We start from the raw sequence: 24,184 nt of genomic DNA on the forward strand, positions 1-24,184 counted from the left end.
AACTGGAACGGTTCACACCACCGATCGCAACATGACTAAAATTGGGGGAGGTTAGTCTGCAGGGAGGATGTCAATGTACCAAAGAGTTGCGCTAATATCATTTCATTATATAAACATCCCCGGTGAGTACCGGGGAAGATGAGGTGCTACCAGACACCAATGTTAGTCACCAAAACAAAATTCGATTTTCTTATCGGTTTGCTTAGTATTTGTCTCTTCGAGCCAGTCATCAATTGACTTGAACAGAAGTGAACATAGTTTTTTAGCAATATTCTTATTCAGCGCCATACGGTTAAATTTAACCTCTACTCTGCTGACCTGTACTTCTGAACTAAATTCATCTGCCGGAGCATTCTTGCCGCTACTGTGTTTCTTCTCCATTGCAACATTAGATGAATAAAAGGATGTAGTCACTTCATCATTTACACACATTGTGCTTTGAGTAAATAACACTTTCTTTTGCTTTTCATTTACCCGACTCATACAACTTTTCGCCAGTGATGTAAGCCCTGCCTTAACGGAGTTTTTATCTCCATCGCTCATGCCGGAGTAAATGTCGGCTATATTATCAATTAAAGAATCATAATTTCCTTCGGAATAGGTCACTGTGGTCGTGTCAGTTTTGGTTACAATCATTAAAGGGAATTTCATTATCTGATCAATATATTTTTTGAAATTCTCAGCATTGTCTGCACTTTCAGGTTCAAGCGGTTTCCACCCGGAGCGACTTTGCGCTATCCCCATGACTGTGGTGACAAAATTTGCAGGGCTGGAAACCAGTTTTTCCGCAAGTTCATCAATATCAGTAATAAGGCTTAATTCCTTACCAATTTCACGCTCCTGCGTTGCGGCAGAACCAGTAAGCACGGAAGAACCACCCGAAATATGCGTGTTGCCGGTGGTGTTTAGACCATCTAAGCATATACCAATTGAATTAACAGCCTGATTATCCAACCAGCGTTCTACATTACACATAATTTCATTGCTTTCCATATTAAATCTCCTTTTGGTAATTGAATGCTGTAAATCACAATATATATAGTTAACTGTGAAGAATGTGAATTAGATCACTTCATAAATACTTTGCATTAATTTCATAGGGAAAATAATATGTCATATAAATCATGAGTGGCTGCGCATTCACTGAATTAATATATAATGCTTCACGTTGCCTTCTTTATGGAAACATTGCCAATAAAGCAGAGCCGGGCAATGTAAAAAAACGATGAGATGCCTGCAGACCTTGTTATGAGTTCCCGCCATAATCTGCACGGGTGAGCATCCGTAAATTTGCATTATTTAAAAATCAGAGTAAACACGCGGTGACATATCGGTAACTGTCAAAGAGGGTTCAGACGCCAGAGGTTTCAGGGGCCTTAGCGCCGGCAGCTTGCCGCTGACAATCAGGAGGAATGTTTTTCAGTTATTCCAGCGACACCATGGAACTTAACACGGTAGCTGCAAAGATTTCCCCGGGTCAGTGAGCCTTGACGAACGATGCAGATGATGGTTGTATTATACAACTATCTACTTCACTGGACGCCTCACTATGTCTGACACGCCTTTAATCCAACAAATTCGAACGGCCTCGCGGTTAATGGTGCGCGAGCTGGGTTTTATGAACACCACGCTGGCCGCCACCCACTATTCACCCTCGGCGGTGCATACCCTGCTGGAGGTGTCGGTCAGGGGGACGATAACCGCCGCGCAGCTGGTCACATTGCTCGGGCTGGAAAAATCGAGCGTCAGCCGGATGGTCGCCCGTCTGCTGGCCGCCGGAGAGCTGGAGGAGCGCCCCTGCGCGGAGGACGCGCGATCTAAATCGCTGGCGCTGACCGCGAAAGGGCACGACACGGTGGCAACGATTAACGCCTACGGTACCCGCCGGGTGGTGGAGGCGTTAGCGCATCTCGATGAGACGCAGCAGCGGACCGTCGCCAGCGGACTGGCGGCCTATGCTCAGGCGCTGGCGCAGTGTCGGGATGCTGCGCTTGCGGAAACGACGCCGCAAATTTCGCTGGTGACCGGCTATCAGCCGGGGGCGATTGGCCGGATAGCCCAGATGCACGGGGAGTATTACGCCCGGCACCATGATTTCGGCGCTTTTTTTGAAGGCAAGGTTGCCAGCGGCGTCGCGGAATTCGCCACCCGGCTTTCCTCGCCGGTCAACCAGATCTGGCTGGCGATGCGCGAGGGGAAGATTGTCGGTTCGGTGGCGATCGATGGCGAGGATCTCGGCCAGCAGCAGGCGCATCTGCGCTGGTTCATTCTCGATGACAGCTGCCGGGGAACCGGCATTGGCAGGCGGCTGCTCAGTGAGGCGATGGCTTTCTGCGATAGTCGTCAGTTCAGCGCCGTTCAGCTGTGGACGTTTAAAGGTCTGGACGCGGCCCGCAAACTGTATGAGTCCTTTGGCTTCACGTTAACCCGCGAATGGCAGGGGGACCAGTGGGGAAAGATGATGACCGAGCAGCAGTTTACCCGGCCAGGAAACGCCGGCTAAGGGCGTTTCCTGGCCGGCGGAGAGCGCGAAGATTACGCCAGCTGGTTAAGCAGCCGGGCGATCTCCTCTCGCCACTGGGTCTGCAGCGAGGGCTTTTGATGTTTCGGCTTACGGGCCATATCGTCCGCCAACCATTGCTCCAGGGCTATCAGGCGCGTCAGCAGCGCCTCTTCATCATCAGCCGCGAGTGACGGCTCCTGGGATGAGGAGGCCGCCGTCAGGGTGGGGGTCTGCGCCTGCAGACGGGCATAGACCTCCTCCAGACTGTGCCACTCCGTTAACCCGGCGCTGTCGATCAGCCAGAAGCGGTTACAGCTTTCGCTAATAAGCTGGCGGTCATGACTGACCAGCAGCACGCCGCCGGGATAGTCGCGGAGCGTCTGCGCCAGCGCCGCTTTGCCCTCCATATCCAGATGGTTGGTGGGTTCATCCAGCAGCAGCAGGCTGTAGCGCGCCAGCGACATGCCGACGAACAGCAGCCGCGACCGCTCGCCGCCGCTGAGGGTGCAGACCTTCTGTCCATGCCTCGCCCAGCCAAACCCGGCGGCGATCAGCGCCCGTTTACGGGTGTCCGCCGACGGGGCGAACGGCGTCAGGGCGTCGAGCAGGCTGGCCTCGTCCGGCAACTGCGCCAGGGTCTGGTCGTAGTACCCAGGGTGAAGCCGGGGGTGCAGACGCAGCCCCGGAAGCGGCGATGCGTCGTTCATCTGCTGCCACAGCAGGCGCAGCAAGGACGATTTACCGCCGCCGTTGCGGCCCATGATGGCCACGCGATCGCCGCTGCGCAGTCGCGCCACGCCGGTGGTGAACAGGGCCGGTAGTCCCGGCGCGGGAGCCACCGGCAGCCTGTCCATCTCCAGCAGGCGGTCCGCCGGCAGGGCGTCCCCCTGCAACACCAGGCGCCACGGCGGGCCGATGCTGAGCTCGGTCTGCTCGTCTTTCAGGCGGGCGACCTGCTTCTCCATCTGTTTGGCTTTGCGGGCGAGATCTTCGTTGTCATACACCCGCCCCCAGGTGGCCAGCCGCCGGGCGCTGGCGCTGACCCGGTCGATCTCTTTTTGCTCCGCCTTATGACGTAACGCGGCGCTTTCATCCTGCTCCTGCAGTGCCTGACGGGCAGCGCTGCTGGGCAAGGCGAAGCTGTGCAGCGTCTGGTCGCGGAGGATCCAACTGGCATTAGTTACAGCATCCAGTAAAGCGTTGTCGTGTGACACCAGCACGAAGCTCCCCTGCCAGGTCTGCAAGAAGCTTTCCAGCCACAGCAGGGTGGGCAGATCGAGATGGTTGCCGGGCTCATCCAGCAGCAGCAGGTCAGGTTGGCGGATCAGCGCCCGGGCCAGCAGCAGGCGCGTATGCTGTCCGCCGCTCAGGGTGCTGGTTTGCTGCTCCATCACCGCCGGCGTGAAGCCCATCTGCGCCAGCAGGCGTTCGGCCAGCCAGCGCTGTGCTTCCCGCGCGTCGGCGGGTAACAGGTCCAGCACCGCCTGCAGCAGCGACTGCGAACGCAGCGCCTCCGGCAGATGCTGTTCAACGCGGGCCATCAGACACTGACCGGCGAGTGAGACGCTGCCCGAGGTGGGCGCGAGGGTGCCGTCCAGCACCTGCAGCAGGGTGCTTTTGCCGCAACCGTTATGGCCGATGAGACCGATACGGTCGCCTTTCTTCAGGGTGAAGGAGAGGGTATTAAACAGCGGCCCAAAGGCAGTCTCCACGTGGAGCGCATGGGCAGTTAGTAATGTACTCATAGTCAACTTACTCAAGAGTTACAGGCATGCGAATGCCTCGTCAAAACTCGCTGACGATAACCCGGTAAGCCGGAGAGAAGGGATTCTGTGAAGGGTCTTCGCTCAAGCCAAAGTTATCGCAGCACGATACCGATAACGCTTGAGCTGGCGCCATTGCCTAAGGCATGTGAAACAATAAACATTTCACAATACAGCATGGGGGCCTCCTTTTATATTCAGTAAGTGAATGGGTGATGGCAGTGTAGTGGGGAAAGGAAAAGCGCGCCAGTGACAAAACTGGCAGGGTGTGGAGAAGCGTCGGATATCGATTGTCCCGCCCCGCGCGGCTGCAGTTTCTGCCTGCGGAGCGTCTACGAGGAGGGAAGAGGCCATGATTTTGCGTGGCACAGGGCGCGCGGCAAATGCTATCTGGTTTCTATTTTTACGATAAATGAATATGGGCGAAAAAGGCGTTTCAGTGGCAGGGAATATTATCCGGACGCTATTAATAACCGGGCCGATCGTGCGGCCCGGTGAGCGCGATTAAATTGAGGTGCGGCGGTAATTACGATATTCCGGCAGCCAGAAATTATCGCTGATGGACTGCAGCAGCGCTTCCGCGGACGTTTTCACCGCCACGCCCTGCTCCTGAGCCACCTTACCGACCGCGAAGGCGATCGCCCGCGAGACGGTCTGGATATCCTTCAACTCCGGCAGAACCGGGCCTTCGCCGTTGTTCACCAGCGGCGAGTGTTTCGCCAGGGTTTCGCTGGCGGCCATCAGCATCTCGTCGGTGACCCGCGACGCGCCGGAGGCGATCACCCCCAGACCAATGCCCGGGAAGATATAGGAGTTGTTGCACTGGGCGATGGGATACTGTTTGCCTTTCACGGTGACCGGGGCAAACGGACTGCCGGTGGCGACCAGCGCCTCGCCGTCGGTCCAGCTCAGGATATTCTGCGGCGTGGCTTCCACTCGTGACGTTGGGTTGGAGAGCGGCATCACGATCGGCCGCGGGCAATGCTTGTGCATCTCGCGGATAATCTCTTCCGTGAACAGCCCCGGCTGACCCGAAACGCCGATCAGGATGTTCGGTTTCACGTTGCGCACCACGTCCAGCAAGGACAGGACATCGTTAGTGGTATCCCAGCCCTGCAGATGTTCACGCTTCTGCACCAGCTTGTTCTGGAACGGCAGCAGATTAGGCATGCCGTCGGTTAACAGGCCGAAGCGGTCAACCATAAATACGCGCTGGCGGGCCTCTTCTTCACTGAGTCCTTCGCGGACGATCTGGGCGATAATTTGCTCGGCGATGCCGCAGCCGGCGGAGCCCGCCCCGAGGAAGACGATTTTCTGTTCGCTCAGCTGGCTGCCGGCGCCGCGGCTGGCGGCGATCAGCGTCCCGACGGTGACCGCCGCGGTGCCCTGAATATCGTCGTTAAAGGAGCAGATCTCATTGCGGTAGCGGTTGAGCAGCGGCATGGCGTTCTTCTGCGCAAAGTCTTCAAACTGCAGCAGCACGTCCGGCCAGCGGGCTTTAATCGCCTGGATCACGTCGTCAACGAACTGATAGTACTCGTCGTCGGTAATACGCGGATGACGCCAGCCCATATACAGCGGATCGTCCAGCAGCTGCTGGTTGTTTGTCCCGACGTCCAGCACGATGGGCAGGGTGTAAGCCGGGCTGATGCCGCCGCAGGTGGTGTACAGCGACAGTTTACCGATCGGGATCCCCATCCCGCCGATCCCCTGGTCGCCGAGGCCGAGGATACGCTCGCCATCGGTCACCACAATCACTTTGACATTATGGTTCGGGACGTTTTGCAGAATGTCGTCAAGGTTATGGCGATTCTGGTAGGAGATAAAGACGCCGCGGGCGCGACGGTAAATCTCGGAGAAACGTTCGCAGGCGGCGCCCACCGTCGGGGTATAGATAACCGGCATCATCTCTTCGAGATGGTTGCCAATCAGGCGATAGAAAAGGGTCTCGTTGGTGTCCTGGATATTACGCAGGTAAATGTGTTTGTCGATTTCTGTTTTGAATCCCTGATACTGGATCCAGGCGCGTTCCGCTTGCTCTTCGATGGTTTCAACCACTTCCGGCAGCAGGCCAAGCAGGTTGAAACTGCTGCGCTCTTCCATACTGAAGGCGCTGCCCTTGTTGAGCAGAGGGAATTCAAGCAGAACGGGGCCCGCGTAGGGGATGTACAGGGAACGGTTTTTCTTATGGGTAAATTGCATCGCACTAACTCCTTGATCGTGTCCACAGTCCCGGCGCGGCGATAAGCGAAGGGCGGGTGGAAAAGCAGCGGGCAGAGTATAGAGCAGAAGGTCTTCAAGCGGGTAAACAAGCCGTCAATTGCCATAAAAAAACACCATCCTGGCAACAGGACGGTGTTGTTTATCATCACTCAGGCTGAAAATTAACCACCGCGGCGTTTGCGGCCGGTAGCATGGATATGGTTGAGGGTGGTTTCTTCATCGCCTTCCAGCACCACTTTTTTCTGCTGGGAAAGCTTGTAGTTCAGACCGAGAAGATGACGTGCCTGATGGTTCGATTTCATTCTGACTCCTTTATCCTGTTCTGGTTTCAAGGGCAAACCCGGTGATGACCGGATGAAATGTAACCCAAAGTTGGCCGCACGTTTTTTATGCGGCCTCAGGTAGGGTGGTCCATTTTCAGGGCAATAGCAACCTTAGCGCGCCAGATTAAGAACAGTCTCCCTCGCGCAGCGCCGGCATTACCACTTCATCTCGCCGGTGTTAACTTTGGCGCTAAGCTCCAGCGAGCTGGTTTCCGCCAGCCCCGGCCACTGCGTCTCCATGGCCTTGATCACCCCGGCGGAATCCTTATGTGTCTTCAGCGCCTGCTCAAACTGCTGGAGGTAGGTTTTGGTAAAGCGCACCGCGCGGTCACCCTCCGGCGGCGTGCCGAGGTAATGCCCCGGGATCACCTGCTGCGGGTGCAGGGCAATCATCTGGTCCAGCGTAGTGCGCCACTGCTGGCGACTGGCCGGCGTCTGGGTGTCGGCGGTCCAGAGATGCATGCCCCACGCCACGCCGGTGCCGCCGAGGATCGTTTTGTTCGCCCGGATCCAAACGAACGCCGCGTAGTCATGCGGCTGCATAATCGTCACTGTTTCGCCATCGATGGTAAAGCTGTTGGCTTTCAGCGCCTGCGGGACGTATACCTGCGTCGGCGCGCCGTCTTTCATCTGCGGGCCCCAGTACGCCAGCTTTGCCGCTTTGGTGGCTTCAATATGTTTAACCACTTCCGGCGTGGCGACCACTTCCGCCTGCGGGAAGGCTTTCACCAACGGCTCAAGGCCAAAGTAGAAGTCAGGATCGCCGGAGGTGATCACAATCCGCGACAGCGGTTTGCCGTTTTTCTTGATCATGTCCACCAGCTTTTCGCCGTCTTTGACGCTGAACTGGGCGTCAAACAGCACCGCTTCATGCGGGCCGGAAACGAGGGTGGAGTTGACGGCAAAAATACCTTTCTCCTGAGGGTTGTAAGTCTGCAGCGTCAGCGGCGCCGCGAAGACCGCGCCGCTGAACAGGGCGGTGGCAATAGCAAGGGCAGATAATTTCATCATTTATTCTCAGTCACAGGGGAATGCGTAGCATTGTACGGATTTCGCTATTTGATAGAATTCCTGAAATAAGAGATGCTGAGTTTCATAAATCGTGCAGATGAAGGGGGCGTGATGGACAGGGTGATTGCGGCGCAGGTATATCTGCGGATTTGCGAACTGGGAAGCCTCAGCGCCGCGGCGCGCGCGCTGGGGATGTCGCGCCCGATGGTCAGCCGCTATCTGGAACAGATGGAGAGCTGGGCCGGCGCCCGGCTGATCCATCGCTCAACCCGGCGGCTGACGCTGACCCCGGCGGGGGAGAAGGTGTTGCTCAAGACCCGCGGGTTGACGCGGATCGCCGATGAAATCGCCGGCGAGCGCCAGCGGGCCGACCCCAGCGGCACGCTGCGGGTGGCGTGCGCGCATTTTACCGCGATGCAGCTGATCTCCCCGCTGCTGCCGGACTTTCTCGCTCGCTATCCGCTGTTGCGCCTGGAGCTGGATATCAATAACCATCCGGTCAGCCTGATCGGCGAGCGCATCGACGTGGCCATTCGCATTACCGATAATCCGGAGGCCGGGGCTATCGCTCGCCGTCTCGGCGTGTGCCGGTCGCTACTCTGCGCTGCGCCGCGCTGGCTCCGCCAGCATGGTCCGCTGACAACGCTTGACGATCTGCAACAGCATAACTGCCTGTTATACAGCCATTTTGCCGGCCAGCGCTGGCAGTTCAGCGATGCGCAGGGGCAGGAGGCGTCGGTGTCGGTGAACGGTAATCTGAGCGCGGGGATCTCTTCCTTGCTGCTGGAGGCGGCGGTCGCCGGGTGCGGCATCGCGATGCTCCCCGAACTGGAGGCGCGGGGCGCGATTGCCAGCGGCGCGCTGGAGGTGGTGCTGCCTGACTGGACGCCGAAGGCGCTGAGCGTTTACGGCATCTATCTTTCCCGCGACTATCAGCCCGATGGGCTGCCGCTGTTTCTGGATGCGCTGCAGCGACGTCTGGGGGAAACGCTCGCCGATGCCTGAGTAGCGGCGTCGCCTTCAGCGGCAACACCGGCGGGCGGCGGCCCTGCCGGTGAGCTGACGATAAGACTTACTCGTTGCCCCACTGATTGAGGAAGTTAGCGATATCGTCAATACGGCGCTCGTCAACGGCCGCCTCGCGGGCCATCTCCTGCTGCGCTTCTTCGTCGATCTCTTCGTTATTGGTTAACCGTGCAATCAGCAGCTGAAAATAGCGCGCCAGCGCATCGCGTTCCTCATCCTTAACCGGGGCAGCCGCTTCGGTCTCGTATTCGTCCACGATGTCATAAAATTTCAGGGGGATGTCATTACTCATCTGTCGTCCTCAGGATTGGCGTCAGGGCCGGGGTTAGCGCACAGCGGCGGGCGAATATCATAGCATGCGGCCGGTAGGCTGCAGGAGAGGAAAAATCGCCGCGCCGGCGAGGCGAGAGGGCAGATACCAATCCCCGGGGGCGGAGGGTAAAACCGGCGCGCGATGTCGCACGCCGGTCTGCCGGGAGGCTTAGACTACCCCGTCCCCACCGTCAGAGCACCAAACCTGGCCGGAGGTATAAGAGCAGGCATCGGATGCCAGGGTGACGTACAGCGGGGCGATCTCGACCGGCTGTCCCGGACGCCCCATCGGCGTGTCTTTCCCGAACTGTTTCACTTTCTCGTCCGGCTGACCGCCGCTGGACTGCAGTACCGTCCAGTAAGGGCCTGGCGCCACGGCGTTAACGCGAATGCCGCGTTTTGCCACCTGTTTGGCCAGCGATTTAGTGAAGATCGCCAGGCAGGCTTTGGTCTGGGCGTAATCGAGCAGGATCGGACTGGGTTTATAGGCCTGCACCGAGGTGGTGTTGATGATCGCGCTCCCGGCCTGGAGATGGGGCAGCGCGGCGCGGGTGATCCAGAACGGCGCGTAGACATTGGTTTTAAAGGTGGCGTCAAAGTCTTCGGTGGTGAGCTCCTCGAGAGTCTCACAATATTGCTGACGCCCGGCGTTATTGACCAGGATGCTCAGGCCACCCAGCTGTTCCACCGCATCGGCCACCAGCGACTGACAGAAGGACTCGGAGCGAATATCCCCCGGCAGGGCCACCGCGGTGCGGCCTTCGGCTTTAATCAGGGCGATGACTTCATCGGCATCCTCTTGCTCTTCCGGCAGATAGCTTATGGCGACATCGGCCCCTTCGCGGGCAAAGGCGATCGCCACCGCGCGGCCAATGCCGGAGTCACCGCCGGTAATGAGCGCTTTCTTACCGGCCAGCCGCCCGGTGCCGGTGTAGCTGGTTTCCCCATGGTCCGGTGACGGCTCCATTTCCGCATCCAGACCCGGCGGGTTTTGTTCTTGCTCCGGGAACTCCGGACGTGGAGCCGTCTCTTCTGGCAACATGGAGGTGGGTAATTTCTTCATTGGCGGTTTTTCATCTTGCATAGTCATCTCCTTCAGACAGAACGGGCCAGCTGTAAGGATAGGTCAGGTTCCCCCATCGCCAGACCCCGGGCGACTCGCCCAGGGCCAGTGAATGCCCGGGAAAAGAGGTACTGTTATTCCTTAACCGACTGATCCCCGGCGTATTTAAGTGAATAGCGCTGCGTTAATATCGCTGGGGTGAAATTAGGATTATTCCATCAATATTTAACGTGGCTGGGCTATTTTTCTCCCCGGGAAAAATTTTTTAAAGACGGAGAGGAAGACGCGTCGTGAAAAAGGGAATATTAAGTTAACCCGCTACGCATGGCTAATAACGCCATGCCTCTTAGGTGGTATTTTTTGTAAGGGTGGCTGTCCGGGAGTGGAAGAAATATTTATTCATCACTTTATTTTCATTTGTTTACAAACGAGGATCGCTGTCCGCAGAACAGACCATAATGGGCATATAATCCAAAGCGAAGAAGGGGTTGCGGAAAGATTAATTTTTAGTGCCGCTTCGCTGTGGTTAATTTATTTATTGGTAACGCTGATTAATGGCCGGAATTAATTTGACTCCTGCGGGTATTCCTCTAGTGTTAGATATCGAGGGCGATGATTTGTAACAGGGTCATTTTCCATTTACCAACCGATATTGATCAAACCAAAGGTGAACATTATGGCAGAGCATAGAGGCGGTTCAGGTAATTTTGCAGAAGATCGTGAAAAAGCATCCGAAGCCGGGCGTAAAGGTGGACAGCACAGCGGCGGGAACTTTAAAAATGATCCTGAGCGTGCATCCGAAGCCGGTAAAAAGGGTGGTAAGAACAGTCATGGCGGCGGCCGTAAAGCCGGCGACAGCTAGCGACTGATGACCCGTGACGCCGTTTCGACGGCGTCGGGACAGAAACCTGTGGGCCTGGCGGTCCGCAGGTTTCTGTTTATTTGCGAACGCTTTCCTTCACCCATCGTCTATTGTCCGCAATGGAAGAAAAGGAGCAGGATAATTAAATTATAGCAACCTTAATTATTAAGCGCTGTTTACCGCAGCGGCAATGTGCCGGCGAAGCGGTAAGGGCGAGTAAATGGCGGCACTATTTTTATGGCTGTGGAAAGGGAAGATATTGTCAGCCAGGCATTAACCGCAGGATGCCAGGGGTGGGCAGCAACACTTCCGCTTGCTAAATATTGTTCAGATCTAAGGTAATAAAATGAAACTGACGCCGGTATTTATTAAGCGTTGTCATCTTGTGGCCGCCGTTATGTGGGTAGGTCTGGCGATACCCTCGTTAATCTGGTGGAAAGACAGCGTCCTGTGGGTCATTCTCATCAGTATTTATGCTAATATTGTTGGGCATTTATCCGGATATAGCGCAGCGCGAGCTGACCAGGCGGCGGAAGAGAATGAAGATTCCCCGTCAAAATAAAAAATTAATGATCAGAGGTGTATATGACGGATAGTGAAAATTACCATAACTGGCTTCGCGATGCCCATGCCATGGAAAAACAGGCCGAGTCACTGCTTATGGCCACCATCAGACGCCTCGATAATGAACCGCAATTACGGACCCGCCTTGAACAACATCTCTATGAAACCCGTCGGCAACTGTCGGCCCTGCAGGACCTTATCGCCCGCAACCACATTTCCCGCTCGGCGCTGAAGGATGCAATGAGCCGGGTCGCAGCCCTGGGCCAGACTATTGGCATCATGCTGCCCGGCGATGAGCTCATTAAACTGATTATCACCGCCTACGTTTTTGCCCATTTTGAGGTCGCCTGCTATACCGCTTTATTAACGGCGGCGAAGCGAGTGGGAGACCATAGCGCGATGCCTACTCTGGAAGGGATCCTTGCCGAAGAGAGAGGGATGGCTGACTGGCTGCTGCATCATCTGCCGGCGCTGACCGGGCAATATCTGATGCATAACAATCTGCCCGGCGTTGAGGCCGGACAATAAGCCGCCGGAGTCAATTATGGTTAAGCGCCACACCATCGCGCTGCTCGCCACGGAGAAAGCGGTTCCGCTGAAATTAACCGCCAGGCAGCAGGCGCTGGTGGACGCGGTGGCGAACAGGGCCCCTCCTGCAGAGCCCGATCCCGTACCGCCTGTCGGCAAAGCAGACGTCAGGAACAGGAGGGCGCGCTGAGGAAGCTGACAGTGGCGGGCAGAACGCAAGGTGATAGTGATGCAACAGGAAGAGTGGTTTCACAGAGCGGTCATCTATCAGGTGGACAGTTCTCTGTTTTACGACGCCAACGGCGATGGGTTTGGCGATCTTGCCGGTATCCGCCAAAAGCTGCACTACATTCGTAGTCTGGGGGCGACGGTGCTCTGGCTGACCCCTTTCTATCTCACCCCACTGCAGGATGATGGCTATGATATCAGCGACCATCTGCAGCCCGATCCCCGCTTCGGGACCATCGCCGACGTGATTGAGCTGATTGCCCGCGCCCGGGAGCTGGGACTGCGGGTGATCGTTGAGCTGGTTATCCAGCACACCTCCGCCCGGCACCCGTGGTTTCAGGCGGCGCGACGCGATCCCCGCTCGCCGTGGCGGCCATACTATCTTTGGGCCGATCAGCCGCCTGAGAACGACGATCCGCCCATGTTTCCCGGCGTCGAGGAGAGCGTCTGGAGCTGGGACGACCAGGCCGGACAATACTATCGTCACATGTTTTATCGGCATGAGCCCGACCTGAATCTCGCTCATCCGCCGGTGATCGCCGAAATAGAAAACATCATCACCTTCTGGCTGCAGGCCGGGGTGTCAGGATTTCGCCTCGATGCGGCGTCACATCTGGTGAAGCAGGCCGGGAAGGGCGAAGAGGCGCGGGGCTACCCGCTGCTGACGCATCTTCGCCAGGTCGTGCAGCGCCTCAACCCCGACGCGATACTGCTGGGTGAAGTGGACGTGGAGGTGGAAGCGTATCGCCATTATTTCGGCCGCGGCGATCGGCTGCAGATGGTGCTCAATTTCTGGCTTAATAAATACCTCTATGTCAGCCTGGCGCAGCAGCGCGCCACCCCGGTGGTGAAGGCGCTGCAGGCGATGGTGGCCCCGCCGGACGGATGCTGCTTCGTCAACTGGCTGCGTAACCATGATGAACTGGACCTGGAGGGGATTGGCGAACGCAACAAGCGCCAGGTTATCCGCACCTTTGCCCCGGATAAATCGATGTCGGTTTACCAGCGCGGCGTGCGCCGGCGGCTGGCGCCGATGCTGGGTGGCGATACCCGACGCATCGCGCTGGCCCATGCTATCCTGCTGGCGCTGCCTGGCGTGCCGGTGATGCGCTATGGCGACGAGATTGGTATGGGCGACGATCTGCGCTTACCGGAGCGCTACGCGGTCCGAACGCCGATGCAGTGGTCGGCGGCGCCCAACGGCGGCTTCTCCCGGGCGGCGCGGGAGGATTTGCCGGTAAAACCGGTGGCCAGCGGACGGTTTCGCTACCAGCGGATCAATGTCGAAGCGGCGCTGCGCCACCCCCGCTCGCTACTGCATCGGGTGCGCAATATGGTGCTGGCGCGCACGGAATATACTGAACCGGGATCCATCCCTTTTACCCTCCTTACGGTGAAGCCTGCCGCGGTGCTGGGCTTGTGCTATCGCAGTGAATCGCGGGAGGTGCTGATGCTGGCGAACTGCAGCCAGCAGGCGGTAGAGGTGCAGCTCCCGCCGCTGGCCGAGGGCTACTGGAGCCCGATTCTGGAAGATAAGTTCTACCAGGACGGGCTGCACGGCGGGAAAGAGGCGCGGCTGGCGCTCTCAGGGTATGGCTACCGCTGGTTCAGCCGCAGCCTGCCTTAGCGCCGTCTCCCCGGTCGACGGAACAACGCCCGCAGGGCCATCGTCGCCACCGCCACGCCGACGCCGGCAGCCACTTTTCCCGGGAGATCGGCGCTGATGGTCACTGCTTTACGCCGTGCGCCATCGTTAAAGGGGCCGTGTCCGGGATGATTGCCGCGCACCGGCGTGAACAGGTCGTCCTGGTGCTCTGCCGGCTTCGGCTGGCCGGTAAACTGTCCCTCCCACGCTTTCTTCACCATCAGCCGATCGAGCAGACGAGGGAAGAAGACCTGGCCGAGGATCGACTGGATGGTGCTTTTCCCCACCCACAGCTCGTTCACCGGCCGCTGGATCACGCTGTAGATAGCCTCGGCGGCGACCTCCGGCTGATAGACCGGCGGTACCGGCTGCATGGCCTGATCCATTTTGTTGCGTGCCCAGCCAAACTGAGCGGTGTTCATCCCCGGCAGCTGGACCATGGTCAACTGGAGGTGGCTTTTCTCATGCATCAGTTCGGTGCGCACGGCATCGGTGAAGCCGCGAATGGCCGCTTTGGCTCCGCAATAGGCCGACTGCAGGGGGATCGAGCGCCAGGCCAGCGCCGATCCAGCCTGAATAATCACCCCCCGATCCCGGGGCGTCATCACCTCCAGCGCCGCGCGGGTGCCGTTGACATACCCAAGATAGGTCACCTCCGTCACCCGGCGAAATTCGTCGTCGCTCATCTGACGAAAGGGCGCCAGCACGGTGGTCATGGCGTTGTTGATCCAGACGTCTATGGCACCGAGGGTGGCTTCCACCTCGGCGGCGGCGCGCTGCACAGCCCCGGCATCGGCAACATCGGTGCTAATCGCCAGCGTTTTGACGCCAAACCGTTCGCAGGCCTGCTGCGTCTCCTGCAGACCCGTTTCATCGCGGGCGATCAGCGCCACGTGATATCCTGCGCGGGCGAAACGCAGCGCGGTGGCTTTTCCTGCCCCGGCGGTTCCGCCGGTAATAACCATCACGGACATAGTGACCTCATTCATTTTTTCGCTATCGTAAATTTAAGCTGCACGGATCGAATAATTATTAAGCACAAATAACAACGGTGAGGTGGGAAATATCCTGGAATAAGCGCAGTGTGAATCAGGCGACATATCCTGATGACTCTGGCCTGTTTCTGCATAAGCAGGCGTTGAGGTTCTATAATCTGTAAGGTCCCTGACAACCCGCGAGGAGGAAAAATGTTGACATTAAACACGCGTAGCGTTGAAAAAGAAGAGGATGACGCCACCCGCGCCCCGGAATCGGGGGATAAACAACCGGAGCGCGATAAATAGCTATTCCGCTGTTATTCCTGTTGCGGAATAATGGATATCTGGCCGTTACGTTCGAGAATAGCGAATTTGATCGCTTTCAGTTCATAAATCCCATGGTGCTGCCTGGCCGCCAGCAGGATATCATCGACAGAAATATTGACGAGCTTGATTTTCTCATCGATGACAGCACCATTTTCCACCACGATAACCGGCGTGCCATCAAGGAAATTTTCCGCCTGGGCAAATTTTTTCTTAATATAACCAAATAAAATATCAATACTGACCAGGGTGACGATAGTCAGCATCGAACCGGTGACGGAATAATCTGTGCTGAGCATCGCCTGCTGGGTGGCTTCGCTGATAATCAGCAGCAATATCAGGTCAAAATTCGTTAACTGCATCAGGGTTCGTCTGCCGGCAATCTTGAAAATAATCAGCAATATCAGATAGATTGCTGCGGCTCTAAGGACCATTTCCATCGCGACTCCTACGGATAGACAAACTGCTGCCAGCTGACGGCAGGGCGATCGTTGACGGCCGCCTGCAGGGAGAGAGTGCCTATGGTTTTGGGGGTAATCGCTAACCACACCGAGAGCGGCGAGCGGCTGGTCGTCCGCTGATACACCAGATATAATTTCCCGTCGGCACTGTACATTTTATCCGGCTGCGGGCGGATATCGCCAAGCTGGTAGCGAGTTAATAACGTGGCGGCGAAGCTGATCGTGGTGTCATTTTCCTGGGTGGGTTTGATCTGAATATTCAGTTCGGTTTCACTCATCAGTCTGGCATAACGCTGGTAATCGACGATTAATTCACCTCCGGCGCTTTCCCGATGCGCCTCACTGAAATAACCAGAGGACCACAGGCCGCTTAACGCGGTAAGGATAATGAGGCTGAGTGCAATTATCCCATAGCGCCTGAAGCGATATTCAAAGCGGAGGGCTCGTTCATTTTCGTCGACGATGGGACAAGGCTGTTGATTCTCAATCATTATTATTTTCCCCGCGTTTCGTTTCGGCATCAGCGCAACGATAAGGACATTCTTATATTAGACGATATCAGAACAATTGACTTTGTAAAAATGGCCAGCCTCAGCCAGGCTTTATTCTGTTCATCAGCAAAAACAAGGAGGCATGATGAAAAAATTAGCCTTGGCCATGGCCTGTTTGTTTGCCGCCGCTGTCGCGCAAGCGGACGATAAGGGCGGTTTTAGCCAGGATGCCGCGCCGCCGCCGCCGCACAAACTGGATGACGGCTATCGCGGCGTCGAGGAGGGGCGGATCATGACCGTTGAGCAGGCGAAAACCATGCACGACGGCGCCACGATTTCGCTGCGTGGCAATCTGCTGACCCGGCAGGGAGATGACCGTTATCAGTTTCGCGATAAAAGCGGCACCATCACCGCCATTATTCCGGTTGCCGCGTTTAATGAACAGCATGTAGAGCCTGACGATCTGGTCAGTATTAACGGTAGCCTTGATCGCAAAATGACGCCGCCGGTAGTGCGTATCGATCGCCTGCTCAAACAGTCGCCTAAATAAGGGGAGCTTGCCGGTATGAGCACAACATCTCACCCGCATGGCGAGGAGCGCGGGAAGCACCCTGCGCGCGAGGCGCCGGGCGAACAGGGCGAAGTGCCGCGTAAACGGGACGACAGCGAGGATGACAAAACCGATCCTTACCATCCTCACGATGGCCGTTAGCGTCACCCGCAACGGGTACTTTTCGGGAACGCCGGGGTGGCGGGCCGCAGAATAGACGCAGGTTCGCCATCAGGCACTATACTTTTTGTTCGACATCATCACAGGAGGAGTCATATGGCGATTCATAAGAAAGGGCTGGCGCACTGGGAAGGCGATCTCAAGCATGGCAAAGGCACCGTGTCGACGGAGAGCGGGGCGCTGAGCCAGCAGCCCTACGGCTTTAACACCCGTTTTGAAGGGGTGAAAGGCACCAACCCCGAGGAGCTGATCGGCGCCGCGCATGCCGCCTGCTTCTCGATGGCTCTGTCGCTGATGCTCAGCGAAGAGGGCTATACCGCGATGTCCATCGACACCACCGCGGTGGTCACCCTCAATAAAACCGACGGCGGGTTTGCGATAACCGACATCGCGCTGCAAAGCCAGATTGTCCTGCCGGGCGTCGCGCCGGCGGCGTTCGATGAGATCATCCAGAAAGCGAAGGCCGGCTGCCCGGTATCGCAGGTGCTGAAAGCCAATATCACCCTCGACTACCAGCTGAATCCGTAAGCTGTCGTGCCCGCACTCTGCGGGCACCGTTCCCGCGATCTCTCTCCCCGCCACTGCCTCCGCTGCGCAATAGTGGTATCTTGGGTCCTTTCGCAAACGTAAAGGACTCCATCATGATCGGCATTCGCGGGATGATCGAGGCGCAGGTGCTCGGCCTGACCGGCATGGCGTTAAAAGAGATTGATTTTGAACAGCCCAAAGGGGAGCCGGGGCTGTTTGGTCCGCAATCAGCCATCTGGCAGGTGCATGGCGATTTTACCTCTATGTTGTGCGGCGGCATTAGCGCGCTGCTGCTGCAGATGCTGCATCCCCTGGCGCTGGCCGGCGTCTGGGACCACTCCCGTTTTCGCGAGGATATCTTTGGCCGCCTGCGCCGCACCAGTCAGTTTATCTCCGCCACCACCTTTGCCGCCACCCCTGACGCGGAGCGGCTGATCGCCAAAGTGCAGGGGATCCATCAGCGGATCGCCGGGGTAGACAAGGACGGCACGCCGTATCAGGCAAGCGACCCGGCGCTGTTGACCTGGGTGCATGTCGCCGAGTGCAGCCGCTTTATGGCCTCCCACCTGCGCTATAAGCGCACGGTGGTCAGCGTCCAGCGCCAGGAGGACTATTTTCGCGAGTCGGCGGAGATCGCTCGCCGGCTGGGGGCCGAGGATATTCCCCGGACGCCGAATGAGGTCGCGGACTATCTTGAGGCGATGCGCCCGCAGCTGCGCTGTGACGAACGTACCCGGGAGGTGGCCGAGGTGCTGCTCACCACCCGTCTGCCGGGTCGCCTGAGTCAGCCGGTTGGCCAGGTGATGATGCGGGCCGGGATCGATCTTCTGCCGCCATGGGCGCAGGAGATGCTGGGACTGTCGCTGACGCCGCTACAGCGGCGCACGACGCGTCTGATGGTGCAGGCTATCGCCCGCGTGCTGCGCGCCTCGGTACGCAACGGCGCCTGGCATTGCGCCATGCGCCGGATGGCGGAGGCGTGATTCAGCCCGCCTCGCCCAGGTGCCGGGCAATCAGCGCCTCCAGGCTACCGTCCGCTCGCCATTCGTTCAACGCGTCGTTCACCGCGCTAAAGCGGGCCACGTCTTCCCGGGCGACGCAGATGGCCTGCTGGATCTCGGTAAAATTATCCGCCAGGATCCGCACCTCCGGATGGCGGCGCGCTGTCGCCTCCAGCGGCTGACGGATGCCGGCGACCATATCCCCTTCACCGGCGAGGAAGGCGTCGATGGCCTCCTGCGAGGAGGGGAGACGATTCAGGCTGGCGTGTTGCAGATGGCGGGTTAACCACAGATCGTAGGCGGCGTTTTGCCCGACGTTAATCGTGGTTGCCGGGTGATCCATATCGGCCACGCTCTGGCAGGGCGAACCGGCTCTCACCAGCGCGGTTCCCTGGATGGTGATATAGGGAGAGGTAAAGCGCAGGGTCGCCTCCCGTGCCGGATCGATGGCCAGAAAGGCAATATCCCAACGTTCGCCGCCGGCGTCGGCCACCACTTTACCGGCGGCAGGATAGGTGACGAACTCGGCGGCGACGCCCCAGCGCTTCGCCAGTCGATGGCTGAGCTCGGGGGTAATGCCTGTCGGCACGCCCCTTTCGCCAGGATGGGCCAGTACCGCATTGCCCAGATTAATGGCAAAACGCAGCCGGGAGGGTGTGATATCTGACATCGCTGACTCCTGTGGTGGCTAAGAGAAGGCGGCCCGACCTGTCGGCGCCAGTGATAAGATAGTCCATCCGCGCGCGGTTGTACCTCTCCGGCCATACTTTCAGAATCTATTCATTAACGACCGCAGCGAATTCGTTAAACCGCAAGGCAATGGCTTTTATATTGTTAAGCATAAACTCAGCTTGTCAGTTTATTCTTCCCGCTCACTGAGGGAGAGAAATAATGACACAACATAATTTTGACAATGATAATAAATATCATCAGCGTTCGGAGCTGGCGCGAAAGAGTACCCTGGTTAGCGTGGTGGTCAATATTTTTCTCTCCACGTTGCAGATTGCGGTGGGAATATTCTCGGGTTCCCAGGGGTTAATTGCCGATGGAATGCACTCTTTTTCCGATCTGCTCGCCGATGGCGTTGTGTTGGTGGCGAATAAAAAGAGTCGCCGGCCCTCTGACCACGATCACCATTATGGCCACTGGCGCTATGAGAACGGCGCCTCTCTGATCCTCGGCGCGATCCTGGCGCTGGTCGGGGTCGGTATGCTGTGGTCTGCAGCGGGTCATCTCGCGCAACCGCAGACGATTGCGCCGGTGCACAGCGTGGCGCTGTGGATGGCGCTGACGGCGCTGGTGGTCAAAGAGGGACTGTTTCGCTATATGCTGGCGGCCGCCAGGCGGCTGAACTCCTCGCTGCTCATCGCCAACGCCTGGCATGCCCGCTCGGACGCCGCGTCATCCCTGGTGGTGGCGCTGGGGATCATCGGTAATCTGGCCGGGTTTGCCTGGTTCGATCCGCTCGCCGCGCTGGCGGTGGGGCTGGTGATTACGCGGATGGGCTATCGTTTCGCCGCCACCGCGCTGCACGATTTAATGGACCGCGCCGTCGATGAAGAGACGCAGCGGGCGATCGCCGGCACGCTGCGGGCCACGCCGGGCGTGGCGGGTCTGCACGATTTGAAAACCCGTAAGGCGGGGGATCTGGTGCTGGTGGATGTCCATCTCGAGGTGGCCGGAGAGCTGTCGGTAGCCGAAGGGCATCAGATTGCCCGGCAGGCGCGGGCGCGGGTCATAGCGCACCATCCGGTGCTCAATGTGATGGTGCATCTCGATCCCAGCGCGGCGGTTGCCGGTTCGCCGGGGAAGGCAAACTGCCTGACGTCATAAGCGGAAAACAGACTGGCTCAGCGGTTATTTAACCTCTGAGCCATTATTCCTCGCGCCACCCGCTCGCACATTGATTGCCCGAACGATAAATAAGGCTCATACTGAGCCGGCCATTGCCATCGCTAAATAATGGCGCAGATCTGCCCGTTGCAGTTAACGATAAAATAAACCAATCGGTTCATCGATACTCTCTATTTTTTATTTAGAGATAATAACCAGAGCGGTAATTCAGGAAGTCAGACAATGATCATTCGGCCAGAACAACACTGGTTTCTTCGCCTATTTGACTGGCACGGCTCCGTGCTGTCGAAAATCATCTTTCGTCTGCTGCTTAATGTGCTGATGTCCATCATCGCCATTATCAGCTATCAATGGTACGCGCAGTGGGGGATCCACTTAACGGTGGCGCCGTTCAGCCTGCTGGGGATCGCGATAGCGATTTTCCTCGGCTTTCGCAACAGCGCCAGCTACAGCCGCTTCGTCGAGGCGCGCAATCTGTGGGGGACGGTGCTTATCGCCGAACGTACGCTGGTGCGCCAGTTGCGCAATATCCTGCCGGCCGAACACGATGCCCATCGCCGCATCGTCAGCTATCTGGTGGCTTTTAGCTGGAGCCTGAAGCACCAGCTGCGCAAAACCGATCCGACGGCTGACTTGCTGAGGTTGCTGCCGGCGGACCAGGTGGCGGAGATCCTCGCCAGCTCAATGCCCACCAACCGGATCCTGCTGCTGGTCGGCAACGAAATCGGCCAGCTGCGCGAGGCGGGCAAGCTTAGCGACATCACCTATGGGCTGATGGACAACAAACTCGATGAGCTGGCGCACGTGCTGGGCGGCTGCGAAAGGCTGGCCACCACCCCGGTGCCGTTCGCCTATACCCTGATCCTACAGCGCACCGTGTATCTGTTCTGCACGCTGCTGCCGTTCGCCCTGGTCGGGGATCTGCACTACATGACGCCGTTTGTCTCGGTCTTTATCTCCTACACCTTTTTGTCGTGGGATTCACTGGCGGAAGAGCTGGAGGATCCGTTCGGCACCGCCGCCAACGACCTGCCGCTGAACGCGATGTGCAATACCATTGAGCGCAATCTGCTCGACATGACCGGTCAACATCCGCTGCCGGAGACGCTGCGTCCGGACCGGTACTTCAACCTGACCTGAGCCCCTGCGCACCGGGCAGTTTCCGCTGCCCGGTCATCACTTTCCCGCGCCCATGCGACCCGCCGCGCGGAAGGGGCGATAAAAGCAAAATTTGCAAATAAGTTAAATTTAACACCCGATAGATAACATCAATTATACAGATTTGTGGTGTATGTTATTATTCGGTTAACAAACGCAGTACCTACGCTTTCCCATCGTACTATCCTTGAGAAACAGCATTCTTATCAGGTGACGCCGCGCACACCACGCCTCGTCGCCGGGGTCGTCGCACGCTTTTTTTCCGCCGGCGGCGGCCAGAACAGAGCAGCAGGAGTAAGAAAGATGACCAATAAAAGACGCGCGGTTCCCGGTGTTCACCCTTATGACGGTCCGGCAGGCGGGTGGGGCGCGTTGAAGGCGACGGCCATCGCCGTGCGTACCCAGATGGATGCCTTTGAAGCGCCCGCCACGCTGCTGCGAACCAACCAGCCTGACGGCTTCGATTGCCCGGGCTGCGCCTGGCCGGATAAAGAGCATAAATCCACTTTTCAGTTTTGCGAAAACGGCGCCAAAGCTGTGACCTGGGAGGCGACCACCAAACGGGTGACGCCAGCGTTCCTCGCGGCTAACACCGTGACCTCCCTGCTGGCGAAAAGCGATTTTGAACTGGAGGGCTATGGCCGCTTAACCCATCCTTTGGTTTACGACCGCGCCAGCGACACGCTGCGCCCGGTGGCGTGGGAAGAGGCTTTCGCCCGTATCGGCGAGATCCTTCGCGGCCTGCAGCCGGATGAAGTTGAATTCTACACCTCCGGACGGGCCTCCAATGAAGCGGCGTGGCTGTTTCAGCTGTTTGCCCGCGAGTATGGCACCAATAACTTTCCCGACTGCTCTAACATGTGCCATGAATCCACCAGCGTGGGCCTGCCGCAGTCGATCGGCATTGGCAAAGGCACCGTTTCCCTCGACGATTTTGACCAGACCGAGCTGGTGATCTCTATCGGCCATAATCCGGGCACCAACCACCCGCGGATGATGGGCACCCTGCATGAGCTTTCCCGCCGCGGCGTGCCGATTATCGTTTTTAATCCGCTGCGTGAGCGGGCGCTGGAGCGTTTTGCCGACCCGCAGAACGTGATGGAGATGGCGACATATCGCTCGACACCGATCGCCTCGACCTACTACCAGGTGCGGGCCGGCGGCGACGCGGCGGCGCTGAAAGGGATCGCCAAAGCGCTGCTGCAGCTGGAGGAGGAGCAGGGCCAGGTACTCGACCACGCGTTTATTGCGCAACATACCCAGGGGTTCGCCGCCTTCGCCGAGGATCTGCACGCCACCCGCTGGCAGGACATTGAGCAGGAGTCCGGCTTGACGCGCGAGTCGCTGACCCAGGTCGCCGTGGCCTACGCCAAATCCAGGGCCACCATCGTCACCTACGGCATGGGGATCACTCAGCATAATAAAGGCACTTCCAACGTCCGGCTGATTGCCGACCTGCTGCTGATGCGCGGCAATATCGGCAAGCCGGGGGCCGGCATCTGTCCGCTGCGCGGCCACTCTAACGTGCAGGGAAACCGCACCGTTGGGATCAGCGAAAAACCTTCCGCGGCCTTCCTCGACAGCCTGCAGCGGGTGATGGGGATCACGCCGCCGCGGCATCATGGTCACGATGCGGTGAAGGCGCTGGAGGCCATGATCGCCGGCGACGCCAAAGCCCTGATCTGCCTGGGGGGCAACTTCGCCGTGGCGATGCCGGATCACGAACGCGCCTTCCCGGCGATGCGCGGCCTTGAGCTCAGCGTTCACGTCGGCACCAAGCTCAACCGCTCGCACCTGCTGACGGCGAAAGAGACCTTTATTCTGCCGTGCCTTGGCCGCACCGAGCTTGACCTGCAGGCCAGCGGTCGACAGTCGATCACCGTCGAGGATTCGATGTCGATGGTGCATGCCTCGTCAGGCAAGCTAAAGCCCGCCTCGCCGACGCTGCGCTCGGAGCCGGCGATTGTCGCCGGTCTGGCGAAGGCCACTCTGCCGGCCAGCAAAGTGGACTGGCTGTATCTGGTGGAAGATTACGACCGTATTCGCGATCTGATCGAACAGACCATTCCGGGGTTCGAGAAATATAACCAGCGCATTCGCCACCCCGGGGGCTTTCGCATGCCGCTGCCGCCGACCGAGCGCATCTGGCCTACCGCCACCGGCAAAGCCATGTTCTCGGTTTTCAAAGGCGTGCATGAGAACGTGGTGGTGGAGGGCGAGGAGGTGATGCGCTTAGTGACCCTGCGCAGCCACGACCAGTACAACACCACCATCTACGCCATGGATGACCGCTACCGCGGCGTCTTCGGCCGTCGCGACGTGCTGTTTATGAACGAGCAGGATATGGCCGCCCAGGGTCTGGAGCATGGCGATCGGGTCGATATCCACACTGCGCTGCCGGGCAGCTCGCTGACACTCAGAGATATCACGGTGGTGGCCTACGGCATCGCGCCCGGCACCGTCGGCGCCTATTATCCGGAAGCCAACGTGCTGGTGCCGCTGAACTATCTGGATGAAGAGAGCGGGACGCCCTCCTATAAGTCGGTCCCCGTCCGCCTGACGCTGCGCTCGAAAGAGATCCGCCCGCTGTCCGGCGTGCGCTAAAGAAG

At 58.2% G+C, this 24,184-nt stretch carries 26 protein-coding genes; 15 read left to right on the top strand and 11 right to left on the bottom strand.

The window, feature by feature from the left end:
• Positions 1 to 162: 162 nt before the first annotated feature.
• Positions 163 to 993, bottom strand: a complete 831-nt coding sequence (locus LGM20_RS11855) for a hypothetical protein (protein WP_044523450.1) — start codon at positions 991 to 993, stop codon at positions 163 to 165.
• A 556-nt stretch (positions 994 to 1,549) separates the two neighbouring features.
• On the opposite strand from LGM20_RS11855, the gene LGM20_RS11860 reads away from it, so the two are divergent.
• On the top strand, positions 1,550 to 2,503 hold the full coding sequence (locus LGM20_RS11860) for a bifunctional helix-turn-helix transcriptional regulator/GNAT family N-acetyltransferase (protein WP_032452996.1): 954 nt from the start codon (positions 1,550 to 1,552) through the stop codon (positions 2,501 to 2,503).
• A gap of 32 nt (positions 2,504 to 2,535) precedes the next feature.
• Here the strand turns inward: LGM20_RS11860 and LGM20_RS11865 are convergent, their stop codons facing one another.
• Together LGM20_RS11865 and LGM20_RS11870 are read right to left on the bottom strand one after the other, a co-directional pair.
• On the bottom strand, positions 2,536 to 4,248 hold the full coding sequence (locus LGM20_RS11865; RefSeq protein WP_044523449.1) for an ABC-F family ATP-binding cassette domain-containing protein: 1,713 nt from the start codon (positions 4,246 to 4,248) through the stop codon (positions 2,536 to 2,538).
• Between the two features lie 522 nt (positions 4,249 to 4,770).
• On the bottom strand, positions 4,771 to 6,468 hold the full coding sequence (locus LGM20_RS11870) for an NAD-dependent malic enzyme (RefSeq protein WP_004202648.1): 1,698 nt from the start codon (positions 6,466 to 6,468) through the stop codon (positions 4,771 to 4,773).
• A gap of 78 nt (positions 6,469 to 6,546) precedes the next feature.
• Here LGM20_RS11870 and LGM20_RS11875 point away from each other — a divergent pair, with 78 nt between their 5' ends.
• Entirely contained in the window at positions 6,547 to 6,654 is a 108-nt protein-coding gene (locus LGM20_RS11875; RefSeq protein WP_032425875.1) for a hypothetical protein, read from the top strand.
• On the opposite strand, the gene sra is transcribed toward LGM20_RS11875, so the two are convergent.
• Together sra and LGM20_RS11885 are read right to left on the bottom strand one after the other, a co-directional pair.
• Positions 6,651 to 6,791, bottom strand: a complete 141-nt coding sequence (gene sra, locus LGM20_RS11880; RefSeq protein WP_012541615.1) for a stationary-phase-induced ribosome-associated protein — start codon at positions 6,789 to 6,791, stop codon at positions 6,651 to 6,653. The two genes, LGM20_RS11875 and sra, sit on opposite strands and share 4 nt — an antisense overlap.
• A 177-nt stretch (positions 6,792 to 6,968) precedes the next feature.
• Complete coding sequence (locus tag LGM20_RS11885) at positions 6,969 to 7,820, bottom strand: Vmh family MBL fold metallo-hydrolase (RefSeq protein ID WP_044523543.1); 852 nt, start codon at positions 7,818 to 7,820, stop codon at positions 6,969 to 6,971.
• 114 nt (positions 7,821 to 7,934) lie between these two features.
• Here LGM20_RS11885 and LGM20_RS11890 point away from each other — a divergent pair, with 114 nt between their 5' ends.
• The gene (locus LGM20_RS11890; protein ID WP_044523447.1) at positions 7,935 to 8,828 is read left to right on the top strand and encodes a LysR family transcriptional regulator; all 894 of its coding nucleotides are present in this window, start codon (positions 7,935 to 7,937) and stop codon (positions 8,826 to 8,828) included.
• Between the two features lie 67 nt (positions 8,829 to 8,895).
• On the opposite strand, the gene LGM20_RS11895 is transcribed toward LGM20_RS11890, so the two are convergent.
• Complete coding sequence (locus tag LGM20_RS11895) at positions 8,896 to 9,141, bottom strand: YmjA family protein (RefSeq protein ID WP_044523445.1); 246 nt, start codon at positions 9,139 to 9,141, stop codon at positions 8,896 to 8,898.
• 189 nt (positions 9,142 to 9,330) lie between these two features.
• Positions 9,331 to 10,245 carry an SDR family oxidoreductase gene (locus tag LGM20_RS11900; protein WP_023289828.1) on the bottom strand — a complete coding sequence of 305 codons (915 nt, stop codon included), beginning with the start codon at positions 10,243 to 10,245 and terminating at the stop codon, positions 9,331 to 9,333.
• Positions 10,246 to 10,900: 655 nt separating this feature from the next.
• On the opposite strand from LGM20_RS11900, the gene LGM20_RS11905 reads away from it, so the two are divergent.
• The 5 genes from LGM20_RS11905 (at position 10,901) to LGM20_RS11925 (ending at position 14,033) form a co-directional block, all read left to right on the top strand.
• On the top strand, positions 10,901 to 11,086 hold the full coding sequence (locus LGM20_RS11905; RefSeq protein ID WP_008804757.1) for a con-10 family general stress protein: 186 nt from the start codon (positions 10,901 to 10,903) through the stop codon (positions 11,084 to 11,086).
• A gap of 346 nt (positions 11,087 to 11,432) precedes the next feature.
• On the top strand, positions 11,433 to 11,648 hold the full coding sequence (locus LGM20_RS11910; RefSeq protein ID WP_004202641.1) for a hypothetical protein: 216 nt from the start codon (positions 11,433 to 11,435) through the stop codon (positions 11,646 to 11,648).
• Between the two features lie 23 nt (positions 11,649 to 11,671).
• The gene (locus LGM20_RS11915; protein WP_023289827.1) at positions 11,672 to 12,178 is read left to right on the top strand and encodes a ferritin-like domain-containing protein; all 507 of its coding nucleotides are present in this window, start codon (positions 11,672 to 11,674) and stop codon (positions 12,176 to 12,178) included.
• Positions 12,179 to 12,194: 16 nt separating this feature from the next.
• Positions 12,195 to 12,368, top strand: a complete 174-nt coding sequence (locus tag LGM20_RS11920; protein WP_044523443.1) for a hypothetical protein — start codon at positions 12,195 to 12,197, stop codon at positions 12,366 to 12,368.
• Between the two features lie 39 nt (positions 12,369 to 12,407).
• Positions 12,408 to 14,033: an alpha-amylase family protein gene (locus LGM20_RS11925; RefSeq protein WP_044523442.1), complete on the top strand. Its 1,626-nt coding sequence runs from the start codon at positions 12,408 to 12,410 to the stop codon at positions 14,031 to 14,033.
• Here LGM20_RS11925 and LGM20_RS11930 read toward each other — a convergent pair.
• The 3 genes from LGM20_RS11930 to LGM20_RS11940 all read right to left on the bottom strand — a co-directional run bounded on the left by LGM20_RS11930 (position 14,030) and on the right by LGM20_RS11940 (position 16,304).
• Positions 14,030 to 15,025 carry an SDR family oxidoreductase gene (locus tag LGM20_RS11930; protein ID WP_044523440.1) on the bottom strand — a complete coding sequence of 332 codons (996 nt, stop codon included), beginning with the start codon at positions 15,023 to 15,025 and terminating at the stop codon, positions 14,030 to 14,032. The two genes, LGM20_RS11925 and LGM20_RS11930, sit on opposite strands and share 4 nt — an antisense overlap.
• A 320-nt stretch (positions 15,026 to 15,345) precedes the next feature.
• Positions 15,346 to 15,792: a DUF421 domain-containing protein gene (locus LGM20_RS11935; protein WP_023289822.1), complete on the bottom strand. Its 447-nt coding sequence runs from the start codon at positions 15,790 to 15,792 to the stop codon at positions 15,346 to 15,348.
• An 8-nt stretch (positions 15,793 to 15,800) separates the two neighbouring features.
• Positions 15,801 to 16,304, bottom strand: a complete 504-nt coding sequence (locus LGM20_RS11940; protein ID WP_044523438.1) for a hypothetical protein — start codon at positions 16,302 to 16,304, stop codon at positions 15,801 to 15,803.
• A gap of 145 nt (positions 16,305 to 16,449) precedes the next feature.
• Between LGM20_RS11940 and LGM20_RS11945 the strand changes: the two genes are divergently transcribed.
• The 4 genes from LGM20_RS11945 to LGM20_RS11960 all read left to right on the top strand — a co-directional run bounded on the left by LGM20_RS11945 (position 16,450) and on the right by LGM20_RS11960 (position 18,545).
• Entirely contained in the window at positions 16,450 to 16,854 is a 405-nt protein-coding gene (locus LGM20_RS11945) for a YdeI family stress tolerance OB fold protein (RefSeq protein WP_032452981.1), read from the top strand.
• 15 nt (positions 16,855 to 16,869) lie between these two features.
• Positions 16,870 to 17,016, top strand: coding sequence for a hypothetical protein (locus LGM20_RS11950; protein WP_032452980.1), 147 nt, complete (start codon positions 16,870 to 16,872; stop codon positions 17,014 to 17,016).
• 114 nt (positions 17,017 to 17,130) lie between these two features.
• Positions 17,131 to 17,562, top strand: coding sequence for an OsmC family protein (locus tag LGM20_RS11955; protein ID WP_044523437.1), 432 nt, complete (start codon positions 17,131 to 17,133; stop codon positions 17,560 to 17,562).
• Positions 17,563 to 17,675: 113 nt separating this feature from the next.
• Positions 17,676 to 18,545 carry an oxygenase MpaB family protein gene (locus tag LGM20_RS11960; RefSeq protein WP_023289819.1) on the top strand — a complete coding sequence of 290 codons (870 nt, stop codon included), beginning with the start codon at positions 17,676 to 17,678 and terminating at the stop codon, positions 18,543 to 18,545.
• Between the two features lies 1 nt (position 18,546).
• Here the strand turns inward: LGM20_RS11960 and LGM20_RS11965 are convergent, their stop codons facing one another.
• On the bottom strand, positions 18,547 to 19,233 hold the full coding sequence (locus tag LGM20_RS11965) for an ABC transporter substrate-binding protein (RefSeq protein WP_044523435.1): 687 nt from the start codon (positions 19,231 to 19,233) through the stop codon (positions 18,547 to 18,549).
• 221 nt (positions 19,234 to 19,454) lie between these two features.
• Between LGM20_RS11965 and LGM20_RS11970 the strand changes: the two genes are divergently transcribed.
• The 3 genes from LGM20_RS11970 to LGM20_RS11980 all read left to right on the top strand — a co-directional run bounded on the left by LGM20_RS11970 (position 19,455) and on the right by LGM20_RS11980 (position 24,179).
• On the top strand, positions 19,455 to 20,396 hold the full coding sequence (locus LGM20_RS11970; protein WP_044523433.1) for a cation diffusion facilitator family transporter: 942 nt from the start codon (positions 19,455 to 19,457) through the stop codon (positions 20,394 to 20,396).
• A gap of 243 nt (positions 20,397 to 20,639) precedes the next feature.
• The gene (locus LGM20_RS11975) at positions 20,640 to 21,557 is read left to right on the top strand and encodes a bestrophin family protein (protein ID WP_044523431.1); all 918 of its coding nucleotides are present in this window, start codon (positions 20,640 to 20,642) and stop codon (positions 21,555 to 21,557) included.
• 321 nt (positions 21,558 to 21,878) lie between these two features.
• Entirely contained in the window at positions 21,879 to 24,179 is a 2,301-nt protein-coding gene (locus tag LGM20_RS11980; RefSeq protein ID WP_044523429.1) for an FdhF/YdeP family oxidoreductase, read from the top strand.
• The last annotated feature ends 5 nt before the right edge of the window (positions 24,180 to 24,184 follow it).

The organism is Klebsiella quasipneumoniae subsp. quasipneumoniae, from assembly GCF_020525925.1.
Taxonomy (GTDB): domain Bacteria; phylum Pseudomonadota; class Gammaproteobacteria; order Enterobacterales; family Enterobacteriaceae; genus Klebsiella; species Klebsiella quasipneumoniae.